The sequence below is a fragment of the Terriglobus sp. TAA 43 genome (assembly GCF_000800015.1).
GTDB lineage: Bacteria > Acidobacteriota > Terriglobia > Terriglobales > Acidobacteriaceae > Terriglobus.
This window is the reverse complement of the sequence record NZ_JUGR01000001.1, coordinates 2,083,732-2,104,434: the sequence shown is the minus strand read 5'-3', so window position 1 is coordinate 2,104,434 and position 20,703 is coordinate 2,083,732. Positions and strand designations below refer to the sequence as shown.

Genomic DNA, 20,703 nt, shown 5'->3' with positions numbered 1-20,703 from the left:
GCCGCACCTTTCAGCGCGGCCTCATGCAAGTTTCCTTCTTTACTACGACAGCTTAGTGACGGTGTTCGCCACCGCCTCCGCCGTGAGGCGCCTGTGGTGGCGGGGCAGCGTGTTGCACCTGCTGTTGCTGATGCTGCATTTGCTGCTGCATCTGGTGTTGTTGCTGTACCTGCTGTTGCATCTGGCGTTGTTGATTCTGTTGCGCCTGATGCTGCTGCTCCTGCATGTGCTGCTGTTGTTGCTGCATCTGTTGCCGCTGCTGGTCCTGCGCCCGCTGTTGTTCGCGTTGCTGATTCTGTATCTGCTGCTGACGCTGTTGTTCCTGAGCGCGCTGTTGTTGCTGTTGCTGGTCACGCTGCTGCTGCTGCACCTGCTGCTGGCGTTGCTGTTCCTGCTGGCGCTGCTGGTTCTGTTGATTTACCTGCTGCTGCCGTTGTTGCTCCTGCTCACGCTGTTGGTTCTGTTGTTGCTGGCGCTGCTGATCCATCTGCATGCGTTGCTGGTTCTGCGTGTTCTGCTGCTGTTGGCGCTGTTGTTCCTGCTGCTGCCGCTGCTGGTTTTGTTGGTTCTGCAGGTTCTGTTGCTGCTGTCGTTGTTGTTCCTGCTGCTGGTGTTGCTGGTTCTGCAGATTCTGCTGTTGCACGCGCTGCTGCTGGTCGAACTGCTGGCGCTGTTGCTGGTTCATGTTCTGTTGCATGCGCTGCTGGTTCTGCAGGTTTTGCTGTTGCTGTCGTTGCTGGTTTTGTTGGTTCTGCTCGAACTGCTGGCGCTGCTGCGGATTCATGTTCTGCTGCATGCGCTGCTGGTTCTGCATGTTCTGTTGTTGAACACGCTGCTGTTGTTCAAACTGCTGCCGTTGCTGTTGATTCGCGTTTGCGGGCAGTGCGCCGTTGAAGCCGTTCTGTCCGGGGTGCAGATTGTTTCCGGGCATGGGGGACATGGTCCGGGGAGGCGCAACGATGCCGCGTTGTGCAGGCAGAGGCTGTGCTGTCGTGACCATGTTGGGGCGGCCGCGATTCTGCTGGAAGAACTGCGAACGGTTCTGCATGGCTGCCTGGCGATTCTGCACCTGCGACTGCATCGGAGGTACACGTTGCTCGCGCACTGCAGCAAATTCCTGCGGTGCAGGGCCGCGGCGAAGACCGCCGTTGCCGCCGTAGTAGGAGACACGCGAGTTGTTGACGTACGTGTTGTTGATGACTTCCACGCGGCGGTTGTAGACGTAGTTGTTTACCCGCCCTGGCTGCACGCGATTGACTGCGGTGTTGTACCAGAAGTGATTGTTATTCCAGTAGCCACCCTGGTAGCCGAAGCCGATGTAGCCGAAGCCGTAATTGATGCCACCGTAGTAGCCGATGTGTTGGCCCCAATAGCCGTGGTGCCAGCGATAGCGACTGCCGTACCAGCCCCACCATCCGGGCGTCCACAACGCACCAACGTACGGAGGCGCAACCCATGCTCCGGGGACGTAGTAGTAACCGGCGGTTGCGTAATCCCAATAGCCGGGGGTCCACATATAGTCAGGGCCGGGGGCTACAGGCTGTTCATAGTCCTGGGGCAATGGGGGAGGTGGTTCTGTTGCAGCGGGAACGTCGGGATCGAGCAGGGCGTTGTATTCGTCGTATTCCGCGGCGTTGGCAGCCTGCTGGTCAGTGTAGGGCTGGCCGTTGCTGTATTGCTGTGGCTGCGAGTTGTCGTAGACGGGCTGCTGCGGTTGTTGCTGCTGATCGTCGCCCTGATAGGCCGGGGGCGTGGTGTTGTACTGCAGAGCTTCATTTTGCGTGTTGCGGCCAGCCTGTGGGGCAGCCTGCGGAGCGGCTTGCGGTGCGTAGCTGGTGCCATTGCTCTGCGGCATGGCGGCGTAGCTAACGCCGGCCACCTGGGTGGGAAGCAGGTTCGCATTGGCAGGATCGGTGGCGGCGGCGTTGCCGTCCACGATAGGCGCGGGATTCGCCGCGTTGCTGCGGCATCCCGTCAGGACGAGGCCCAGCGAGGAAATAAGTACTGCAGACCGGTAGAGCGATACGTTCTTCATAAAAATCCTCAGGGATGGTCAGATGCTGTGGAACTGTCTGCCGTTGATCCCATCCTGCATGAATCAAACCCCGTCTGGGAGAAAGGGTTGCGAGAAACTATTTCCGCATCTCCGGCACTTTTGAAGAGTACCCGTTCCGCGTTACCATAGACCCCATGGACCGCTCCCTGATCAGGTCGAAGCGTTTCCGCCGCGGCAGGCATGATCGCGGCCGTATCTCTCTGTAATTCTGTATCGCTCCTGTTTTGCTACTCTTGATTGCCACAGCCGCCTGGGCCAGGCTTCGCGTTGCGAATGCCGCATGGTCTGCGGCCAGACCCCGCGCCTTTTCAGACGCGACTGAGGACTGTCCTAATGAGCACTTCGTTGAATACTTTCGCAAGCCGCGCCACCCTTAACTCCGGCGGCAAGAGCTACACCTATTACCGTCTGGATTCGTTGGCAGAAAAAGGCGTGGAACTGGCGCGCCTGCCTTTCTCGCTGCGGGTTCTGCTGGAGAATCTGCTGCGCCGCGAAGACGGCGTGACCGTCACCGCGGACGACATTGAATTTCTTGCCAAGTGGCAGCCCAGCGCGGAACCTTCGCGCGAGATTGCCTACATGCCTGCGCGCGTGCTGATGCAGGACTTCACCGGTGTTCCGGCGATTGTGGATCTGGGTGCGATGCGCGATGCCATGAAGGCGTTGGGCGGCGACGCGGAAAAGATCAATCCGCTGATCCCTGCTGAGTTGGTCATCGACCACTCGGTGCAGGTGGATGAATACGGTCTGAAGAACGCGTATGACATCAACTCGCTGCTGGAGTTCCAGCGCAATCGCGAGCGCTACGCCTTTCTGAAGTGGGGACAGAGCGCGTTCAACAACTTCAGCGCGGTGCCTCCGGGCATGGGTATCTGCCACCAGGTGAACCTGGAGTACCTGGCGCGCGTGGTGTTTACGACGCCGGGCGGTGAAGCGTATCCCGATACGTGCGTGGGCACCGATTCGCACACGACGATGGTCAACGGCCTGGGTGTTCTGGGTTGGGGTGTGGGCGGCATTGAGGCAGAGGCTGCGATGCTGGGCCAGCCGGTGTCGATGCTGGTGCCGCAGGTGGTGGGTTTCCGCCTGACGGGCAAGTTGAAGCAGGGAACCACGGCTACCGATCTGGTCCTGACTGTGACCGAGATGCTGCGTAAGCATGGTGTCGTTGGCAAGTTTGTGGAGTTCTTCGGCAGCGGCATCAGCGAACTTCCGCTGGCTGACCGCGCCACGATTGCGAACATGGCTCCGGAGTATGGCGCGACCTGCGGCATCTTCCCCGTGGATGCGGAGACGTTGGCGTACCTTCGCCTGACTGGACGCACGGATGAGCAGGTAAAGCTGGTTGAGGATTACTACCGCGCGCAGGGCATGTTCCACACTGCGGATGCGCCGGAAGCGCAGTACAGCAGCACTCTGGAACTGGATCTTGCCACTGTGGAGCCGAGCGTTGCCGGACCGAAGCGTCCGCAGGATCGCGTGGCGCTGTCGCAGACTGCGGCATCGTTCGCGAAGCAGTTGCCGTCGCTGTATGGTCCGAATGCAAACACCAAGGGCGATCGCCAGATTGTGCGTTGGGTAGGCGAGGGCGGTCATGCATCGGCTGATGGTTCTCTTGAATCCACCGTTGCTACGGCTGAGCCGGGCAAGGATGGCAGCGAACCGATTGCGTCGATCAAGGATCGCTTTGGTATCGACGTTGATCCTTACCTGCATCACGGCAGCATCGTGATTGCGGCGATCACTTCATGCACGAACACGTCGAACCCGTACGTGATGTTGGCTGCTGGTTTGCTGGCGAAGAAGGCCGTTGAAAAGGGACTGAAGACGCCGCCTTGGGTGAAGACTTCACTCGCGCCGGGTTCGCGTGTCGTGACCGACTACTACAACAAGGCTGGGTTGCAGACGTATCTGGACGCGTTGCGCTTCAACACGGTTGGTTATGGTTGCACGACCTGCATCGGCAACTCGGGCGCCCTGCCTACCGATGTTTCGAAGTCGATTGAAGAGCATGGCCTGGTTGCGGTCAGCGTGCTGTCCGGCAATCGTAACTTTGAAGGCCGCATCAACTCGGATGTGCGTGCGAACTATCTGATGTCGCCGCCGCTGGTGGTTGCGTATGCGCTGGCTGGTCGTATCGATTTTGATTTCGATAACGAGCCCATCGGCAAGGGTAAGGACGGCAGCGATGTCTTCCTGAAGGACATTTGGCCGTCGCAGGAAGAAGTTAACAAGACCGTTCACGACAGCATTGATGCGGAGATGTTCCGCACGCAGTACAGCACTGTTTCTGACGGCGATCATAACTGGCAGGCGCTGAAGTTCCCGCTGGGCGATGTGTATGGATGGGAGGCTGACTCCACGTACATCCGCAAGGCTCCGTACTTTGACGGCATGCCTGCGACGCCTGCGCCGGTAACGGACATCCATGATGCGCGCGTGCTTGCGGTGCTGGGTGATTCGGTGACGACGGATCACATCTCGCCTGCTGGCTCTATCAAGCTGAACGGTCCCGCAGGCAAGTACTTGACGGACAACGGCGTGAAGCCTGCGGACTTCAACAGCTACGGTTCGCGTCGCGGTAACCATGAGGTGATGGTGCGCGGCACGTTTGCGAATGTGCGTCTGCGCAACAAGCTGGCCCCGGGAACTGAAGGTGGTGTGACGCGTCTGCTGCCGGAAGGCACCGGCATGAGCATCTATGATGCGTCCGTTGAGTACGCGAAGCGCAACACGCCGCTGGCGATTCTTGCCGGTAAGGAATACGGTTCGGGTTCTTCGCGCGATTGGGCTGCGAAGGGACCGCGTCTGTTGGGCATTCGTTTTGTGCTGGCAGAGAGCTACGAGCGCATTCACCGTTCGAACCTGGTGGGCATGGGCATTCTGCCACTGCAGTTCCAGGAAGGTGACAATGTGGAATCGATGGGCCTGACTGGCGAAGAAGTGTACAGCGTGCCCGGTCTGAAGGACATGCTGGATGCGAAGTTCGCCAACGGCAAGCAGATCACCGTGGAAGCGAAGAAGGCTGACGGTACCGTGCTGCATATTCCGGCAACAGTACGCATCGATACGCCGCAGGAGATCCTGTACTACCAGCACGGCGGCATTTTGCAGTATGTGCTGCGTCAGTTGGCGGGTAAGGCGTAGACGTTCTTGCGGTGGAATTTCCTGTAAAGCTGTTGAAAATCAGGAAAGACAAGGTGCGGACCAGTCATCCGCATCTTCTCCCGCGAATGTTCTCGAGATTTGAGGAGTTCTCGGAGGTGTCCTTTGAAGCGTATGCTCATGGCTTTTGTCTTGGTTATCTCTTCTACCCGTTGGGGCCTTGGGCAAGATCAACAACGATCGTTTCCTAGCGACAATTTAGCGAGCGCCGTTCTGATCGAGGACTCCGAAGGGTCTGGGTCTGGCTTTTTCTTTTCTTACCACGATGCAGTTTATTTAGTGAGTGCACGTCACGTTCTCTTCAAGCCGAAGCATCTCCCAGCGGGTGGGCTGTCGGCTGACTTTGAGCCAATAGCACACGAGTTGACCTTGACGTCATATTCGCAAGATCCAAGTGATACATCAGCTAACGTTTTCAAGATCGACCTCGATGCAGTGGTTCAAACAGCAGTTGCTAAGTATCACCGCAGCCAAGATGTGGCGATTGTGAAAGTCGCGCAGTTAGTCCCATACTCTGATGAAGAGCGAAAGCAGAATCTGACGATAGGCCCGACTGCACTCAAGGCTGTAGGTGTCCCTGGTGTAACGCTTCAAAAGGCATCGAGGAAGGGGCTTCTTGGAGTGTCTGCCGAAAATACGAAGCGTCTCTCGGAGACTCTGATTGGAAACGATATTGTTGTAATGGGCTATCCATCTTCGATTGGTCTGGCAGATTTAAAGCAGATCGACTACGCTAGACCGCTCGTCCGTAGAGGAGCACTTGCAGGAACGAACGCGGCAAATAAGAGTCTTGTGCTTGACTGCCAAGTATTCTTCGGAAACAGTGGAGGCCCGGTCTTTGAGATTGACCACCAAGGGCTTGGCTACTCGTTCAACCTTATTGGAGTGGTGAGCCAGTATGTACCGTTTGCTAATACAGCCGGTTCACAAACTGTGGGTGTTCAAATTCTGACAAACTCAGGCTATGCCATAGCCGTACCCACAGATTTCATCTACGAGCTGATTGATCGTTAAAGGTGCAATATATTCTGCAGGAGATCCTGTACTACCAGCACGGCGGCATTCTGCAGTATGTGCTGCGTCAGTTGGCTGGCAAGGCGTAACGGAAAAATCGCAACAACATGCAGAGGCCCGGATTGCTCCGGGCCTCTGTTGTTACTGCGAGTTTGAAGGCAGTGCTTTCAGGCGTCCGATGAACTCTTTGATGTGCGGCATTAGTGGCTCGAAGAGGGGATCATTGCGGTGATGCAGTGCGACCTCTGCGAACATTTTGAAGCCGATGGCGAGTTGGGCTGCTGTGTCGTCATCCCATAGGCCTTTCGCTTTCTGGCGTTCGAGGATGTTGAACAGATCGTCGTGGTTGTAGGCCTCAAAGGTGATTTTGTCGTCGGCGTTTCCACGTACCACGCCGTCTTTGCCTGCTACGCGTTCCAACGTCAGTTTGTAACGGTACTGATCCATACCTCATTCGACGCAGGGAATGCGAGCTCGGATTCGGGTATGGTGTTCCTTGAACACCTGCTTTAAGGAGCCCGTAAGTAAATGGAAGTGCACGTACCGGAAGAGCCGGTGATGACCTGGCGACAGTTCTTTATTCATATGGGCATCGTGGTGTTGGGGCTGCTGGTTGCCATTGCCCTGGAGCAGACTGCGGAATGGATGCATCGTCAGCACCAGCGGCATGAAGTGCGTGAAGGCATGCAACGTGATCTGGAGATCGCTGTGACGAATGCGGAAGGTGCGCAGCGATATTACGAGGCCATGGTGGCGCGGGACGCTCGTGTGATTCGGCAGACGCAGGATGCGTTTCTGCATCACACTGCGATCCCCGCATTGCCAGAGGTGCCGGGTGTTGCAGACTGGGATCAGCCGAACGATCCTTCCTATCAAGCCGCTAAGGCAAGCGGTCGGTTGGCGCTGTTGTCTGAAGATGAGATTCGTGTCTTTTCGGAAGTGGATGGTCCGATCCAGAATCTGACGGCGTCGTTTAACGTGCTGGATGTGGCGGGTAGCAGTCTGAATGAATTCACCGCGCGCTTCGGTACGCCGGGTGCTGCTGCGAATACATGGAAGGACGCGACGCCAGATGATGTGCGACGTTACATGGCAGCATTGGCGGCGCAGCAGAATCAGGCCCGTAGCATTGCGCTTAACTTTGCCACGATTCACGCCATTGCGGAACAAGCTGTGCATGGAGAGCGTGATCTGCAGACGATCTACAAAGCAGAAAACGAAGCGTACCTGAAGGCGATGCAGCGTATGCAGTAACATGCTGCCGGGATAAGGGAGAGGCGTGCCGATGCATTCACTTGGAAAACGATCATGGTTGGTGGCGGCCTTGTTGCTGGCTACTACTGGTATCTCTGCACAGCAGGCGCTGACTGCGGAACAGTTGATTGCGAAGATGCGTGAGGCTGCCGGGATTGTACCGGGGCCGAACACGGTGGACACGATTAAGGCAGGTGATCCGCAGACAGTGGTTACCGGAATCGCGACGACGATCTCACCCACGATGGATGTGTTGCGCAAGGCAGTTGCTGCGGGCGACAACCTGATCGTCACGCACGAGCCGAGCTTCTATAACCATCTGGATAAAACGGATCTGTATCCGAACGATCCGGTACTCGCCGAGAAGCTGAAGTACATTGCAGATCACAAACTGGTGGTCTTCCGCTGGCATGATGGGGCGCACGCGCATCAGCCGGACTTCATCATGGAGGGCTGGAAGGCGAAGGCGGGTTGGGCCGAGGCTCATCGAGAACCTGGCGCTCCGATGCTGTATACGGCCAAGCCTGTGACCGTTGCAGCACTGGCCGAGCAGTTACGGAAAGCGACCGGCGCGAAGATTGTGCGTGTGATTGGTGACCCAAAGTTGGTGGTGACGAAGATTGCGTATGCGCCCGGCGCGCCCGGTGCGGAGCGCCAGATTAAAGTGCTGGAACGCGATGACGTGGAAGTGCTGGTGGGCGGCGAGATTCCGGAGTGGGAGACGATTTCGTATGCGTGGGATGCTCAGCAGCAGGGACGTCACAAGGCGCTGATCCTGATGGGGCACTACACCAGTGAAGAACCTGGAATGGATAACTTTGCGAACTGGTTACGCAAAACCATGCCCGGCCTGCGCGTGGATTTCATCCCCGCAGGCGAGCCTTACTGGCTGGCTCACTAACGTTGCGATAGCGGCCAATTAATGGGGCTTTGCCGAGGTGCGTATGGCATCCATCGCCATCTGCACTGTGCCTAACTTGTCGGTCATGGCGTCGTGTATGGCAACGCGAACGTAGCCATCGCCCTTGTCTGGTATGGCAACAGTCTGGTGATAGCGCATGCCGCTTTTCATCATCGCCTGATAGCGTGTGGCGTCCAAGGCAAGCGTGGCGCGGTCGTTGCGCGAATCCAGCACTTTACCGTTCTTGTCATAGATGACGGTGGCGACATCCACCACGCCATGCATTTTGCCATCAGCGTCGGGTGAGAACTGCAAGGTGGAGAAGTCCACCAAAGTATTTAATTGATACGTGCCATGAGGTAACGCTTCAAAGACGGGGGCGCCAATGATTTGGGCCTTCACTGTTTCTGAGGCAGGTTTGGAAACCTCAACCTGAAACAGTACCTCGCTGCTTTGCGGCGCCATGGCTTGCATATTGAACGAAGTCTTCTTCGTATTCAGCGGAGTCAGTTCATTTTTCGATGGCCCCAGTGAGTAATAGCCCTTGCGGTAACGCAGGCGCAAGTTTTTGCCCTTGACTGTAACGTCAATGTCGCGAAACTGGCCAGATTTGGCCGAAGCGGGCGGCGTGTACGTCAGCGTATAGAACTGCGATCCGTCGGCTGAAGCTTCGCTGAGAGCGCCACTGATGTCATTGGTGTTGAAGTAGGCCCTGCCGCCGGTGGCATCGGCGAGTTCCTCCATGATGCTGTGTTCCTGATGCTGATCGTTGTAGTACCCCTTGTCCTGCGGGGAGAAGGCACTGCTGGCATTCATGCGCTGCTGTGCTCCTAGGTCGCCCGTGCTACCCCCTTCGGAGGGAAGAGCTGACGGCGGGACAGGGAGGCCGCGCGGATCTACGGGATACAACGCAATCTGGTTTGAGGCGAGGGCATTTTGCAGGTCACGCATTTCGTGATCGAGAACCTCCGTCCCTTGAAATGGCGACGTGGTCGTCTCCGGATCCTTCATGATGTAAATGGGAAAGCCACCTGAGATCCAGACCAGATTTTTACGTCCATTCACACCGCTGAGATATCTCGCCACATCGTGCAGACAGCTCATCGTGTCCAATGATTTGAGTCGTTGAAACTGCATCTGCTCCAGCGCGGTGTATTCAGCAAGTGACTGCATGAGCGCGCTGATCTGCTGTTGCACCGTACTGTTAGAACCTTCATACAAGGTTTCCAGCGATTGCATCCGTGAATCCGGGCCCCTCTGAAGCAACTGCGTGTAACTGGAGAACCTGGTGCCCAAGCGAAGAGCCGCTAGTTTTAATAGGTTGGGATCGGATGTGAAGTCCTGCAACAAATGCACGGATGAATTCATGGTGAAGATTGCAGTTTGCGTGCCGGGTTTCTCTGATGCCAGAAACTTTACGAGCTGATCGCGAAGGTAACGCTGATCCGTTGGTGGAGTGTTCAGGAAGTCGATCAGAATGACGTTGCTCACGCCGCCGCGCGCTACGGTGGCATTCGTAAAAACGCCGGGCGGTGGAGGGTCATAGACGGTGGGTGTATTGCCAAGGTGCTCTTCGAAGTTGCGAATTGTCTGCGGCTGTTTGTTTTCGAGGACGGAAAAGTCGTCTGCCTTCAACCCGCGTACGGGGGTACCCTTTTTATCGGTAACAATGACGTCCACCGTGGTCAGGCGCACATCGGTTCGCAGCGTGGGGACGGCGTTATTTTGGGCAAGTGCTGCGGCAGGGACGATCAGGCAGGCAAACAGGGCAACGAAACGCATCAACGGCAGGCTCCCTCCACGGCCCCAGAAAACGTGGCTCGCATGGTGTGGGAAAGAGCCTATCACCGTCGATGCATGTGCGACTAAAGAAAATGACTCTACGGTCAGCGGTGGCGTTTACTGACCGTGGTACTCCACGAACAGGTCTGGGTATTGCTTCTTCAACGCGCTGATCTTTGGGCGGTCGCATACGAGGATGTACGGGTTATCGGGATTCTTCAGAGCGTAGTCCTGGTGGTAATCCTCGCCGCGATAGAAGCCCTTCAGGGGGGCGACTTCGGTGACGATCTTTGACTTGAAGATGTGCGCTGCGTCCAGTTGCGCAATGTAGGCTTGCGCGATCTGTTGTTGCTCCGGCGTCATGAAGAAGATGGCGGAGCGATAGGACGTGCCAACGTCTGGACCCTGGCGGTTGAGCTGCGTTGGGTCATGCGCTACGGAGAAGAAGATGCGTAACAGTTCGCCGTAGGTGATCACAGACGGATCGTACTGCACCTCAACGCTTTCAGCGTGGCCGGTGGTCTCTGTTGTCACCTGATCGTAAGTCGCTGTAGATGCCTTGCCGCCGGCATAGCCCACGACTGTTTTCTTGACGCCCTTCACGCGTTCAAATACGGCCTGCGTTCCCCAGAAGCAGCCGCCTGCAAATACTGCTGTCTGCAGCTTGCCGGGAGCCTTTGCTGCGTCGACCTTCGGCACGGGAAAGGTGCCGCGATCTACCGCGAAGCAGGCAATCGTGACGGAGAGAAGAGCCGCGGCAAGGACAACACGGAAGAATCGGTGCATGGCGAACCTCACAGTGATTGGACGCGCGGGACAGGCTTTACGGTTCTACCAGGAACTGTTCCAGCTTGCCGTCGTTTTGCGTGTAAGTAGTTACGTCGAGGGTTTTGCCCGCGAACTCTGCATCGTAAGTCCGGAAGATCATGCCACCACGTAGTTTTTCTGACGTTTGGGTTACGGTCTGCAAAGTGCCGAGCGGTTGAAGGCTGGATTTAAAGTCCCCGATCGTCGTTTCGTTGAAATAGAAGTTGGCGTCGGTGGTGAACAGGTTACGATCCAGCGTCCCCTTCTGCAAGCCGAGCAGAATTGTCTTTACCTGTTCTGCATGGGCCTTGTCGTAGATGGGTTCTGCGGGCGCGGTGGCTTCTTCCGGTTTTGGTGTGGCCTTGTTCGGAGCCGCGTTTACCAGCGACGGCAACAGGGTGGGCACAAGAGCGCTTGTTGCCGGGGCTGCTCCGGGGCCTTCGACGTTGGTGAGCGCTGCAAAGGCTATGTCGTCATCTACGTCGATGACGTTGTTGGAAACAAAGCCGCCTACTTCACCGGAATGCGACACGATGCGCTTGCCATTGCGTACCTGTGAGGTCACACCCAGCCCATAGTGCGAGTCGGTTCCATCTTTCAACAGGTAGGGCTTGATCATCTCGTCGTAGCTTGCGGGCTTCAGCAGTGTGCGATGCACAATGCTCTCGTCCCACTGGAGCAGAGTGGCTACGGGCATTGCCAATCCGCCGTCGCCTGTGTACCAGCCGGGCGACTCCAGAATGGCGGGACGCAGCGGCCCCATCGCGTGGCGCTCGTAGCCGCGCACCTGCAGCTTGGCTCGGTCGGTGTCCAGATCCAGAACGCCTTTCAGCTTCAACGGTGTGATGACATTTGCCCAGAGGAAGTCATGGAATTTTTGGCCGCTGACTTTTTCAATGATCAGCGCGGCCAGTTGGAAGTTGGTGTTGCTGTACTGCCACTGTGTTCCCGGTTCAAAGTCGAGCGGCTTCGTGGCCCATTCGCGTATCAGCGTTTCGCTTTTGACTGGCTTGGTCCACGCTGGAATGGTGTAGTCCTGCGGAGCGTAGTCGCTATAGCCGCTGGTGTGTGTCATGAGGTTGCGGATGGTGACTTTGTTGGCTCCCGAGAAGTCGGGAAACCACTTGCTGACGGGATCGTCGAGCTTCAGCTTGCCACGCTCCTGTAGTAGCAGAATGCATGCGGCGGTGAACTGCTTGGAGATGGAGCCGATGGGATACGCCATGGCAGCATCTGCTGGAACGGCGGCCTGGTGGTGTGCTCCCCGCTCTTCCAGTACGGCATAACCAAAGGCCTTGGTGTAAATCACGTTGCCACCACGAGCAATGCCGAGGGAGATGCTCGGCGTTCCGGTGTCGTCCATGACCTTCGTCATGGCCGATTCAATCTTTGTCCGGTCGGCATCGTTGAGCTTCTGGGCGTGCAGGAGGGTAGGGGCTGTCAGCACAACGGAAAGTGCAAAAGCTGGAAGGATTCGCAAGGCGGCATCTCCTGCATTACAGATATTCGCAGTGTAGTCCAAGGATGGTGGCACAATGGACACCTGCCATGAGTACTCCATTTGACGTCATCGTTGTCGGTGGTGGCCCCGCTGGTTCAACGGCTGCCTATAAGTTGGGTAAGGCTGGGGCTAAGGTTCTGCTCATCGATAAGGCTACGGAATTTCCACGTGAAAAGCCGTGTGGTGGTGGACTTTCCGCGCGATTGTTGGATCGTTTTCCCTATGTGCGCGATTTCTTCGATGCAGGTGAAGTGCCGGTCAATCCTGTGAGTCGCGTGCATCTGGAGTCACCGGATGGAACGCGTGTGACCTATCAGCAGGGCGAGCCAATTCTGTATCTTGTGCGTCGCTGGCAGTTTGATGAGGCACTCTTCAAACTTGCAGCATCTGTATGCACCGTGCGGTTGGGAACGATGATTCGCAAATGCGAAGTGAAGCCAACGCATGTGGAGTTGGACACGACGGAAGGCGAGATCATCACCGCGCCAATGATTATCGGTGCGGACTCTGCGAACTCTGTTATCGCGCGGCATACGGGACTTCGCAGTGAAGCGGCGCATAAGGAATATGCCGTGGACATGATGGAGGAGACGGATTATTCGCGGTTGGATGTGAAGGATCGGGATGCCATCTATCTTTTTCTGACACTGACAGAGACCTTTGGTTACGGATATATCTTTCCCAAGACGCATCATCTGAACCTTGGTTTTGGATGCAAGCTGGACTGGTACCTGAAGGAGCTGCGTGGCAAGGGCGCGGAGCATCATGCGCAGTGGGTGGAGACGTTGAAGCAGCATGGTGACGTGACCGGGGAGACGAATCGTAATGGCTACAAGGCGTTCCCTATTCCTGTCAGTGGGCCGCTCGCAAAGACCTATACAGACCGTGTGTTGCTTGCAGGGGACGCGGGTGGATTTGTGAATGCGTTTACTGCAGAGGGTATCTTCTATGCGATGACCAGCGGTGCGCTTGCAGCGGATACGGCACTGAACGCGATTCGGGCAAAACAGTATGACGAGCAAGTGCTGTCAGCTTATGAGAAGGCGTGGAGGCAGGAGATTGGTGACGACCTTTTGCATTCCGTGGATATTCAGCATCGTCTGTTCAACGGTAGTGGGCGCATGGATGCTCTGGTGCGCAAGGCGAAAGAAGATCCTGAGCTGCTGCGTTTGATCATTGGTTACAGCATGGGCGCATCCACCTATGAACAGCTTCGCAATCACATGATGCGTAGTACGGTTCCCACGTGGGTCTGGAATAAGGTGAAATCTGCGGTGGGGTTTGCTCTCTGATTCCTTCATGGCCAGGATGGAATTGACTTCGCAAGGCAATCGGCATCCTATGGATTGCGATGCATAACCATACTCCGTTTAACCTTACGAACGCTGCCGCGGAAGAGATGAAGCTGCAGGGGTTTGAGCTGACACCTTTTCCCGGTCACCAGCAGCAGCTTGCAGACATTCTTGCTGGCAATGTGAAGGATCACCGTAAGCGTACCGATCTGCGCGGGCTTGCGTGGTCGTCGATTGATAACGACACTTCGCGTGACCTTGACCAGATTGAGTGGGCGGAGCGGCTTGAAGATGGCAGTATCCGTGTGCGCGTTGGCGTCGCCGATGTTACATCGACCATTGCCAAGGACACACCGATCGATAAGTTTGCTGCGCGTCAGTGTGCCACGATTTATACCGCGGCTCGCAACTTCCCGATGCTGCCCATTGAGCTGTCTACCGGTTTGACCAGTTTGAATCCCGGTGAAGAGCGGCAGGCCATGGTGGCGGAATTCGTTGTGGATGGGGATGGTTCCGTGCGTGAGCAGCGCATCTTTCCTGCGCTGGTATGCAACTCGGCGCAGCTTGCTTATAGCCATGTGGGGCCTTGGCTTGTGAATCCGGAACATGCCGTGGCGCCTGCGATTGATCCTGCGATCCTGGATCAGCTTCGTCTGCAGGATGAGGTTGCGCAGCGTTTGCGTCGGCATCGGCAGGAAGCAGGTGCGCTGGATTTCCGCCGCACTGAATCGACGCCTGTGGTGGCCGATGGACGCGTGCTGTCGCTGGAAGATGTAGGGCGAAATCGTGCGATGGATCTGATTGAAGATCTGATGATTGCAGCGAACGAAACGGCAGCGCATCTGCTGTCGCAGGCGCATCGCAGTGGTCTGCGTCGTGTGGTGAAATCGCCGGAGCGTTGGCAGCGCATTGTGGATCTGGTCTACGTTACGAGTGCGAATCTTTCGCATCGCGTTACGTTACCTGCAGAACCAGACGCGAAGCCGCTGAATGACTTTCTGTGCAAACAACGCGAACATGATCCGGATCACTATCCCGATCTTGCGCTCGCCATCATCAAGCTAATGGGTGCGGGCGAATATGTAGTCGTGCACGCGAATGATCCTTATCCGCCTGGACATTTTGCACTGGCGGCGAATGATTATTCGCACTCCACGGCGCCGAACCGCCGCTTTCCGGATATGGTGACGCAGCGTGTGTTGCACGCAATGCTGGACAACGCTCCACCACCCTACACAGACGAAGAGTTAGCGGCCATTGCAGATCATTGCAATGAGCGTGACAAGGCTGGCCGTAAGGTGGAACGCTCCATGCTGAAGCGTGCACAGGCGCTGGCATTGGCTTCGAGGATTGGTGAGCACTTTCGCGCGGTGGTTACCGGGGCGGGCAGGAGCGGTACGTTTGTCCGCGTTCTGAAGCCTGCGGTGGAGGGCATGCTGGTGCATGGCGCTGAGGGACTGGATGTGGGCGATCGGTTGAATGTGAAGTTGGTTCACACGGATCCGGCGCGCGCGTTCATTGATTTCGTACGCGTGTAAGCGTTCCTAATTTCAGTCGCGCCTTTGCAAGATCATCTTGATCGTGCCCTCGTATTGGAGAGTGTGAATGCTGAATCGGCGGGAGTTTCTTACAGCTTTTCCGGCAGGTGCGACGGCGTTACACGCAATGCCAACTGCGGTGAAACCGATTGCGGGAAGCTGGTTTGAGTTTCAGCATAGCGGCGCGGTGCAGGCGGTTGATTGGAACAGCCGCTGTGCACGCTTTACTACCGAGCAGTGGCAGGAAAAGGTGCGCGAGATTGCCGGTGCGGGCATGAAATACCTAGTGCTGATTGCTACAGCGCTGCACTACCGCGCGTTCTGGGATACCGCGATCTATCCAAAGTATGAGCTTGCGTGTGCCGATCCGATTGAGGCCGTGCTGGCTGCTGCAGACACATGCGGGGTGAAGTTCTTCATCGGTACAGGCTTTTATGGTGATCTGGGGTCTCCGGGACTGATCAGCGATGCGGATGCGATGACCAAGCGGCTGCAGTCTCTTGAGGAACTTGTGAAGCGCTATGGCCACCATAAGAGTTTTTACGGCTGGTACTGGCCAGATGAGACGCAGATCAATCCCCACTTTACGCCCGAGTACATGACGTATGTAAACACGCTGTCGAAGCGTGCGCGAGCATTGACGCCTAAGGCACAGATTCTGATTGCGCCGTATGGCACGCGACTGGTGAAGCCCGATGATGAGTACCTGCGTCAGATGGATTCGATGGACGTGGACATAATGGCGTATCAGGACGAGATTGGTGTTCAGAAGACGCGCATTGAGGAGTTGCCGCGCATCTTTGCAGGCTTGCGCAAGGTACATGATCGCTCGGCAAAGGCGAAGCTTTGGGCGGATGTAGAGATCTTTGAGTTTGAGGCAAAGCCATATCGTTCACCGGTGCATGCTGCGTCGTTTGAACGCGTGCTGCAGCAGATGACGGCGGTCTCTCCGTATGTGGATGAGATTTTGATTTACCAATACATCGGGCTGGTGAATAAGCCAGGAACGAAGGCTGTTGCCGGGCGTGGCCCTGCCGCGACCAAGTTTTATGACGACTATCGGCGATGGCGCGGTGGCAGCGGCGCACGCTGATTGAGTTCATGCGGATATCGCATGAACTCCTGCACACGAATTACCGGCGTGCAGGAGCTTGATGTCTAGACCCCGACGGCGTCAGCGATCTTGTCGGCATCGTACGATGCGGCGCCGACTTCGACACGATTGCGTCCGGAAGACTTGGCTCGATAGAGTGCGCTGTCAGCGCGGCCAATCAACGAACTAATCGCGTCCTGCACGGCATTTTGCACGATGGAATAGCCAATGCTGCAGGTGACCGCGATAGTTAGTTCTCCAAACGATATGGGCGAGGAGGCGACCTCCTGCCGAATCCGTTCGCTGATGTGTGCGGCTGTTACCAGGTCTGCATCGGGCAGGATGACGAGGAACTCTTCGCCACCGTAGCGTCCCACGGCATCGCTCTTACGAACGGCAGAGCGCAGGCGAGATGCTACCACCCGCAGCACTTCGTCACCGGCGGGGTGACCATGTGTGTCATTGATTGCCTTGAAGTGGTCAATGTCGAGCATGAGCGCGGCCATGGGCTTGTCGATTTGAGCGGCCGCGCATTCTGCATTGGCGATATCAAGAATGGCGCCGCGGTTCCACAGGTGTGTCAGCACATCGATGCGCGCCTTCATCTCCAACTCTTCGTGCGACGCAGCGAGAGCCACCTGTGCTTCTGATAGCGCAGCCAATTGAAGTTCGCGTTCGGCGAGCGAGGCCAGATCGATGAGCGAACTCATCTTCTCTTCATCAAAATCACGCGGATTGCTGTCGCCGATGCAGAGCACGCCGACACGCTCTCCTTCAAAGTGCAGTGGTGCACCGGCGTAAAACACCCAATAGTCTGCCAGCACGCTGTCGAACACTCGCGCATCGGTTCGCGCATCCTGCACCAGACAAACGCCGTCGTCCAGCACCCTGTAATGGCAATAGGAATCTTTACGCAGACCCTCAATGCCATCGAAACCCTGCACGCTCTTCAGCCATGCAAGCTTTTCACCCACGATATCCAGGCACGCCATGGGAACTTCAAACATATGACGTGCAAGGCGAGTGATCTTGTCGAAGCGCTCTTCCGCGGGCGTTCCCAGAAGGCGGAGTTTATGAACAGCAGCAAGACGCCGCGCTTCAAAGGGGGAAGTCGGTGCAGAAGGCATGTCGGTCCTCAATGGGCAGGAGTGAATGTCTTGCAGCGATCATAGGCAGCCACAATTCGGCAGGCTATGCCGCGAAAGCAGTAGGCAATGATGCAGATTTTTGTTGCATTCGTGGCGCGATTCAGCCTGCGTGCATGCGGAGAAGCGCGTCGCTCTTCATGCGATCTGTCCGTTCCCACACCATAGCAAGCAGGGTGAGCGCCGCTGTGAGCGCAGCTACTACAGAGCTTGCCAACGCGAGGCTGCGATAGCCGAAGCCGTGCGTGAGTACAACTGCACCCAAGGCTGCGCCAAGTGCGTTGCCCAGGTTGAAGGCGCCCTGATTCAGCGTGGATGCAAGGTTCTGTGCACCGCGTGCCTGATCCACCACACGCGTTTGCAGCGGCGCGCCAACTGCGAAGTGCAGCATGCCCCACACGGCGATCGCGACCAATACGGACGGCACATGTTCTTCGGCTATCGGCATGATCACGAAGAGAATTGCAAGCGCCAGAAAGCCAAAGGCAACAGCCTGAATCCCCTTCCAGTCCGCCATTACGCCGCCCAACAGGTTGCCGACAGTGATGGAAACGCCAAACAATACCAGCACGCCCGTTACACCATGCGGCGAGATGTGCGTGACGTCCTCAAGAATAGGTGTGATGTACGTCAGGATGCAGAACATGGAGACGGACGACATGGTGCTGATGGCCAACGTCGTCAATACGCCGCGGCGCATCACGGACTTCAATTCGTGCTTGAGATGGACTGGTTCCGAATGTTGATGCGGCACTAATCGCCACACACCTATGGCTGCAATTAAGCCAATGGGCACAATGGCAACGAAGGCTGCACGCCATCCAAAGGCTTGTCCTAGTGCTGTTCCGGCAGGTACACCGAGAACATTGGCCAGCGTGAGTCCGCTGAACATGATAGCGACGGCGCGTGCGCGTTGGTCGCGCGGGACAACGTTCGACGCAACGATGCTGCCGATGCCGAAGAAGGAGCCGTGCATCAGCGCGGTGAGAATGCGAGCCGTGAGCAGCAGACCAAATGTTGGCGCAAGCGCGCACGCCGTGTTGCCCAGAATGAACAGGGTCATCAACAGGATCAGCGCGTTCTTGCGATCGACCTTTGCCAGCGCCAACACCAGCAGCGGCGAGCCGATGGTGACGGCAAGCGCATAGGCGCTGACCAATGTGCCTGCCTTTGGGATGGACACGTGGAAGTCGCGTGCCAGATCCGGCAGCAGTCCCATGATGATGAATTCTGTTGTGCCAATGCCGAATGCGGCAACGGCAAGAGCTAACAGTGGCTTACGCATGGTCCTCACTGGAACAGCACTGGCTGCAATCGCTGCAGAAGGTGTGATTCATCCGGTGCGCTGCAATCATGAACGCGCTGCCGGTCGTGGTGATCCCGACCTCATATAGGTGCAAGGGTAAGCTGTCGCCGAACCATGCACCGAAGAAGATGAATGCGAGTCCCGCTGCCATGAGTGCAAGAATGCGTTTGCGACCGTGGATGCGGAATCCACGGATAAGCGCAATGCCTCCGGCTGCGGCCACTACAGCCGCCAGCGTGCGATGAACGCTCTCTTCTGCTGGCAGGAAGTGAGCAAGCACTGCAGACATGGAAATGAATAGCGGTGTCGCGATGCAATGCACAACGCACAGCGCGGACACCCATATTCCAAAGGTGTCCGCGCCGGATTGGTGTGCCTGTTCTTTCAGTTCCTGCGTCATGCTCCTGCAACCGCTGGCAGGATATCTTCCACGTCTACCCATTGGGTCGGGTACTTGCCGGTGTAGCAGGCGGTGCAGTAGCCGTTTGGCTTCTCATCGCCGGTGGTGCAGCTATGCACGACACCTTCGAGTGAGAGGTACGCGAGCGAATCAGCTTCGATGTATTTGCAGATCTGATCCAAAGAGTTGTTCGCGGCGATCAGGTCGCGCGAGCTGGGTGTATCCACGCCGTAGAAGCAGGGAGAGATGGTTGGTGGGCACGAGATGCGCATGTGGACTTCCGTGGCACCTGCGGCACGCACCATGCGTACGATCTTTCGCGACGTGGTGCCGCGGATGATGGAGTCGTCGATGAGGATGACTCGCTTGCCTTCGAGCAATGCGCGTACTGGGTTCAGCTTCATGCGTACACCGAAGTCACGCACACGCTGCTCCGGTTGAATGAAGGTGCGGCCCACGTAATGATTGCGGATGAGGCCGAAGTTGAACGGGATGCCGCTTTCGTTTGCGTAGCCAATGGCAGCGGTGACACCGCTGTCCGGCACGGGAACGATCAGGTCAGCAGGAACGCCGCTTTCACGCGCAAGTGTGCGACCCATCTCTTCGCGGCTCTTCTGTACCCAGCGGCCAAAGATGCGGCTGTCGGGGCGTGCGAAGTAAACGTGTTCGAAGATGCAGCTTGCCTGCTTGGTTTCGCGATTGAAATAGCGCGAGGTCACGCCGTCTTCGCTGACCATAACCAGTTCGCCAGGCTCTACATCGCGCTCGTACTTTGCGTGCAGCAGATCGAATGCGCAGGTTTCGCTGGCGAAGACGAAGGTGTCAGGAGCGCCGTCTTTGCCTGGGATGCGGCCCATCGACAACGGACGGAAGCCATGCGGATCACGCGCCGCAAAGATGCGATTGCGCGTCATCATCACGATGGAGAAAGCGCCATCGACCTGGCCGAGCGAGTCGGCGATGCAGTCCACCAGCGTGGTCTCTTTCGAGTGCGCGATGAGCTGCACGATGATTTCGGAATCGCTGGTGGTCTGGAAGATGGCGCCGTCGCGTTCGAGACGCTCGCGCGCGGTACCCAGGTTCACCAGGTTGCCGTTGTGCGCAATGGCGATGAGGCCCTTGGTGGATTCCACCTTGATGGGCTGAGCGTTCAGCAGAGCGGAGTCGCCCGTGGTGCTGTAACGCGTGTGACCAATGGCCATGCGGCCGGGCAGCTTTTCCAAAACGGGGTCGGTAAAGATTTCGCTGACGAGGCCCATGCCCTTCAGGTCGTGAATCTCTTCGCCATCGGCAGTAGCAATGCCGCCGCTCTCCTGTCCGCGATGTTGCAGCGAGTACAAGCCCCAGTAGGTGAGGCGTGCGGCATCGTCATGGTTGTAGATGGCCATGACGCCGCATTCTTCGCGCAGCTTGTCGAAGTGCTCTTCCGCTTCGTGATCCTGCATGTCG

The 20,703-nt window shown here is 57.0% G+C and carries 16 protein-coding genes; 7 read left to right on the top strand and 9 right to left on the bottom strand.

The window, feature by feature from the left end:
* Positions 1 to 52: 52 nt before the first annotated feature.
* On the bottom strand, positions 53 to 2,035 hold the full coding sequence (locus tag M504_RS08950; protein WP_052200551.1) for a YXWGXW repeat-containing protein: 1,983 nt from the start codon (positions 2,033 to 2,035) through the stop codon (positions 53 to 55).
* Between the two features lie 354 nt (positions 2,036 to 2,389).
* Between M504_RS08950 and acnA the strand changes: the two genes are divergently transcribed.
* Entirely contained in the window at positions 2,390 to 5,203 is a 2,814-nt protein-coding gene (gene acnA, locus M504_RS08945) for an aconitate hydratase AcnA (RefSeq protein ID WP_047490330.1), read from the top strand.
* 132 nt (positions 5,204 to 5,335) lie between these two features.
* Positions 5,336 to 6,235 carry a trypsin-like peptidase domain-containing protein gene (locus M504_RS08940; protein ID WP_047490327.1) on the top strand — a complete coding sequence of 300 codons (900 nt, stop codon included), beginning with the start codon at positions 5,336 to 5,338 and terminating at the stop codon, positions 6,233 to 6,235.
* Between the two features lie 141 nt (positions 6,236 to 6,376).
* Here M504_RS08940 and M504_RS08935 read toward each other — a convergent pair whose 3' ends face one another.
* The gene (locus M504_RS08935) at positions 6,377 to 6,682 is read right to left on the bottom strand and encodes a DUF3861 domain-containing protein (RefSeq protein ID WP_047490324.1); all 306 of its coding nucleotides are present in this window, start codon (positions 6,680 to 6,682) and stop codon (positions 6,377 to 6,379) included.
* 81 nt (positions 6,683 to 6,763) lie between these two features.
* Here M504_RS08935 and M504_RS21230 point away from each other — a divergent pair, with 81 nt between their 5' ends.
* Positions 6,764 to 7,489, top strand: coding sequence for a hypothetical protein (locus M504_RS21230; RefSeq protein ID WP_052200550.1), 726 nt, complete (start codon positions 6,764 to 6,766; stop codon positions 7,487 to 7,489).
* 31 nt (positions 7,490 to 7,520) lie between these two features.
* Complete coding sequence (locus tag M504_RS08925; RefSeq protein WP_084214233.1) at positions 7,521 to 8,390, top strand: Nif3-like dinuclear metal center hexameric protein; 870 nt, start codon at positions 7,521 to 7,523, stop codon at positions 8,388 to 8,390.
* An 18-nt stretch (positions 8,391 to 8,408) separates the two neighbouring features.
* Here M504_RS08925 and M504_RS08920 read toward each other — a convergent pair whose 3' ends face one another.
* The 3 genes from M504_RS08920 to M504_RS08910 all read right to left on the bottom strand — a co-directional run bounded on the left by M504_RS08920 (position 8,409) and on the right by M504_RS08910 (position 12,459).
* A complete protein-coding gene (locus M504_RS08920; RefSeq protein ID WP_047490321.1) occupies positions 8,409 to 10,172 on the bottom strand; it encodes a VWA domain-containing protein in 1,764 nt (587 codons plus the stop codon).
* A gap of 117 nt (positions 10,173 to 10,289) precedes the next feature.
* Positions 10,290 to 10,958 (bottom strand): peptide-methionine (S)-S-oxide reductase MsrA, encoded by a 669-nt coding sequence (msrA, locus tag M504_RS08915; RefSeq protein WP_047490319.1) that lies wholly within the window; start codon positions 10,956 to 10,958, stop codon positions 10,290 to 10,292.
* 37 nt (positions 10,959 to 10,995) lie between these two features.
* Positions 10,996 to 12,459 carry a serine hydrolase gene (locus M504_RS08910; RefSeq protein WP_047494168.1) on the bottom strand — a complete coding sequence of 488 codons (1,464 nt, stop codon included), beginning with the start codon at positions 12,457 to 12,459 and terminating at the stop codon, positions 10,996 to 10,998.
* Between the two features lie 68 nt (positions 12,460 to 12,527).
* On the opposite strand from M504_RS08910, the gene M504_RS08905 reads away from it, so the two are divergent.
* The 3 genes from M504_RS08905 (at position 12,528) to M504_RS08895 (ending at position 16,403) form a co-directional block, all read left to right on the top strand.
* Complete coding sequence (locus tag M504_RS08905) at positions 12,528 to 13,772, top strand: NAD(P)/FAD-dependent oxidoreductase (protein WP_232296217.1); 1,245 nt, start codon at positions 12,528 to 12,530, stop codon at positions 13,770 to 13,772.
* A 59-nt stretch (positions 13,773 to 13,831) separates the two neighbouring features.
* On the top strand, positions 13,832 to 15,310 hold the full coding sequence (locus M504_RS08900) for an RNB domain-containing ribonuclease (RefSeq protein WP_047490316.1): 1,479 nt from the start codon (positions 13,832 to 13,834) through the stop codon (positions 15,308 to 15,310).
* 67 nt (positions 15,311 to 15,377) lie between these two features.
* A complete protein-coding gene (locus M504_RS08895; RefSeq protein ID WP_052200547.1) occupies positions 15,378 to 16,403 on the top strand; it encodes a DUF4434 domain-containing protein in 1,026 nt (341 codons plus the stop codon).
* 65 nt (positions 16,404 to 16,468) lie between these two features.
* Here M504_RS08895 and M504_RS21225 read toward each other — a convergent pair whose 3' ends face one another.
* The 4 genes from M504_RS21225 to purF form a co-directional block, all read right to left on the bottom strand.
* The gene (locus tag M504_RS21225) at positions 16,469 to 17,530 is read right to left on the bottom strand and encodes a sensor domain-containing diguanylate cyclase (RefSeq protein WP_052200546.1); all 1,062 of its coding nucleotides are present in this window, start codon (positions 17,528 to 17,530) and stop codon (positions 16,469 to 16,471) included.
* Between the two features lie 121 nt (positions 17,531 to 17,651).
* Positions 17,652 to 18,833, bottom strand: coding sequence for an MFS transporter (locus tag M504_RS08885; protein ID WP_047490313.1), 1,182 nt, complete (start codon positions 18,831 to 18,833; stop codon positions 17,652 to 17,654).
* Positions 18,826 to 19,254, bottom strand: a complete 429-nt coding sequence (locus M504_RS08880) for a MerC domain-containing protein (protein WP_047490310.1) — start codon at positions 19,252 to 19,254, stop codon at positions 18,826 to 18,828. Before M504_RS08880 ends, M504_RS08885 begins: the two co-directional genes overlap by 8 nt.
* Positions 19,251 to 20,699: an amidophosphoribosyltransferase gene (purF, locus tag M504_RS08875; RefSeq protein ID WP_047494157.1), complete on the bottom strand. Its 1,449-nt coding sequence runs from the start codon at positions 20,697 to 20,699 to the stop codon at positions 19,251 to 19,253. Before purF ends, M504_RS08880 begins: the two co-directional genes overlap by 4 nt.
* Positions 20,700 to 20,703 lie beyond the last annotated feature (4 nt).

Excerpts from the sequence above, each read along its gene's own strand:
- M504_RS08950 (WP_052200551.1), bottom strand. The coding sequence starts at position 2,035 with ATGAAGAACGTATCGCTCTACCGGTCTGCAGTACTTATTTCCTCGCTG.
- acnA (WP_047490330.1), top strand. The coding sequence starts at position 2,390 with ATGAGCACTTCGTTGAATACTTTCGCAAGCCGCGCCACCCTTAACTCC.
- M504_RS08940 (WP_047490327.1), top strand. The coding sequence starts at position 5,336 with ATGCTCATGGCTTTTGTCTTGGTTATCTCTTCTACCCGTTGGGGCCTT.
- M504_RS08935 (WP_047490324.1), bottom strand. The coding sequence starts at position 6,682 with ATGGATCAGTACCGTTACAAACTGACGTTGGAACGCGTAGCAGGCAAA.
- M504_RS21230 (WP_052200550.1), top strand. The coding sequence starts at position 6,764 with ATGGAAGTGCACGTACCGGAAGAGCCGGTGATGACCTGGCGACAGTTC.
- M504_RS08925 (WP_084214233.1), top strand. The coding sequence starts at position 7,521 with ATGCATTCACTTGGAAAACGATCATGGTTGGTGGCGGCCTTGTTGCTG.
- M504_RS08920 (WP_047490321.1), bottom strand. The coding sequence starts at position 10,172 with ATGCGTTTCGTTGCCCTGTTTGCCTGCCTGATCGTCCCTGCCGCAGCA.
- msrA (WP_047490319.1), bottom strand. The coding sequence starts at position 10,958 with ATGCACCGATTCTTCCGTGTTGTCCTTGCCGCGGCTCTTCTCTCCGTC.
- M504_RS08905 (WP_232296217.1), top strand. The coding sequence starts at position 12,528 with ATGAGTACTCCATTTGACGTCATCGTTGTCGGTGGTGGCCCCGCTGGT.
- M504_RS08900 (WP_047490316.1), top strand. The coding sequence starts at position 13,832 with ATGCATAACCATACTCCGTTTAACCTTACGAACGCTGCCGCGGAAGAG.
- M504_RS08895 (WP_052200547.1), top strand. The coding sequence starts at position 15,378 with ATGCTGAATCGGCGGGAGTTTCTTACAGCTTTTCCGGCAGGTGCGACG.
- M504_RS21225 (WP_052200546.1), bottom strand. The coding sequence starts at position 17,530 with ATGCCTTCTGCACCGACTTCCCCCTTTGAAGCGCGGCGTCTTGCTGCT.
- M504_RS08885 (WP_047490313.1), bottom strand. The coding sequence starts at position 18,833 with ATGCGTAAGCCACTGTTAGCTCTTGCCGTTGCCGCATTCGGCATTGGC.
- M504_RS08880 (WP_047490310.1), bottom strand. The coding sequence starts at position 19,254 with ATGACGCAGGAACTGAAAGAACAGGCACACCAATCCGGCGCGGACACC.
- purF (WP_047494157.1), bottom strand. The coding sequence starts at position 20,699 with ATGCAGGATCACGAAGCGGAAGAGCACTTCGACAAGCTGCGCGAAGAA.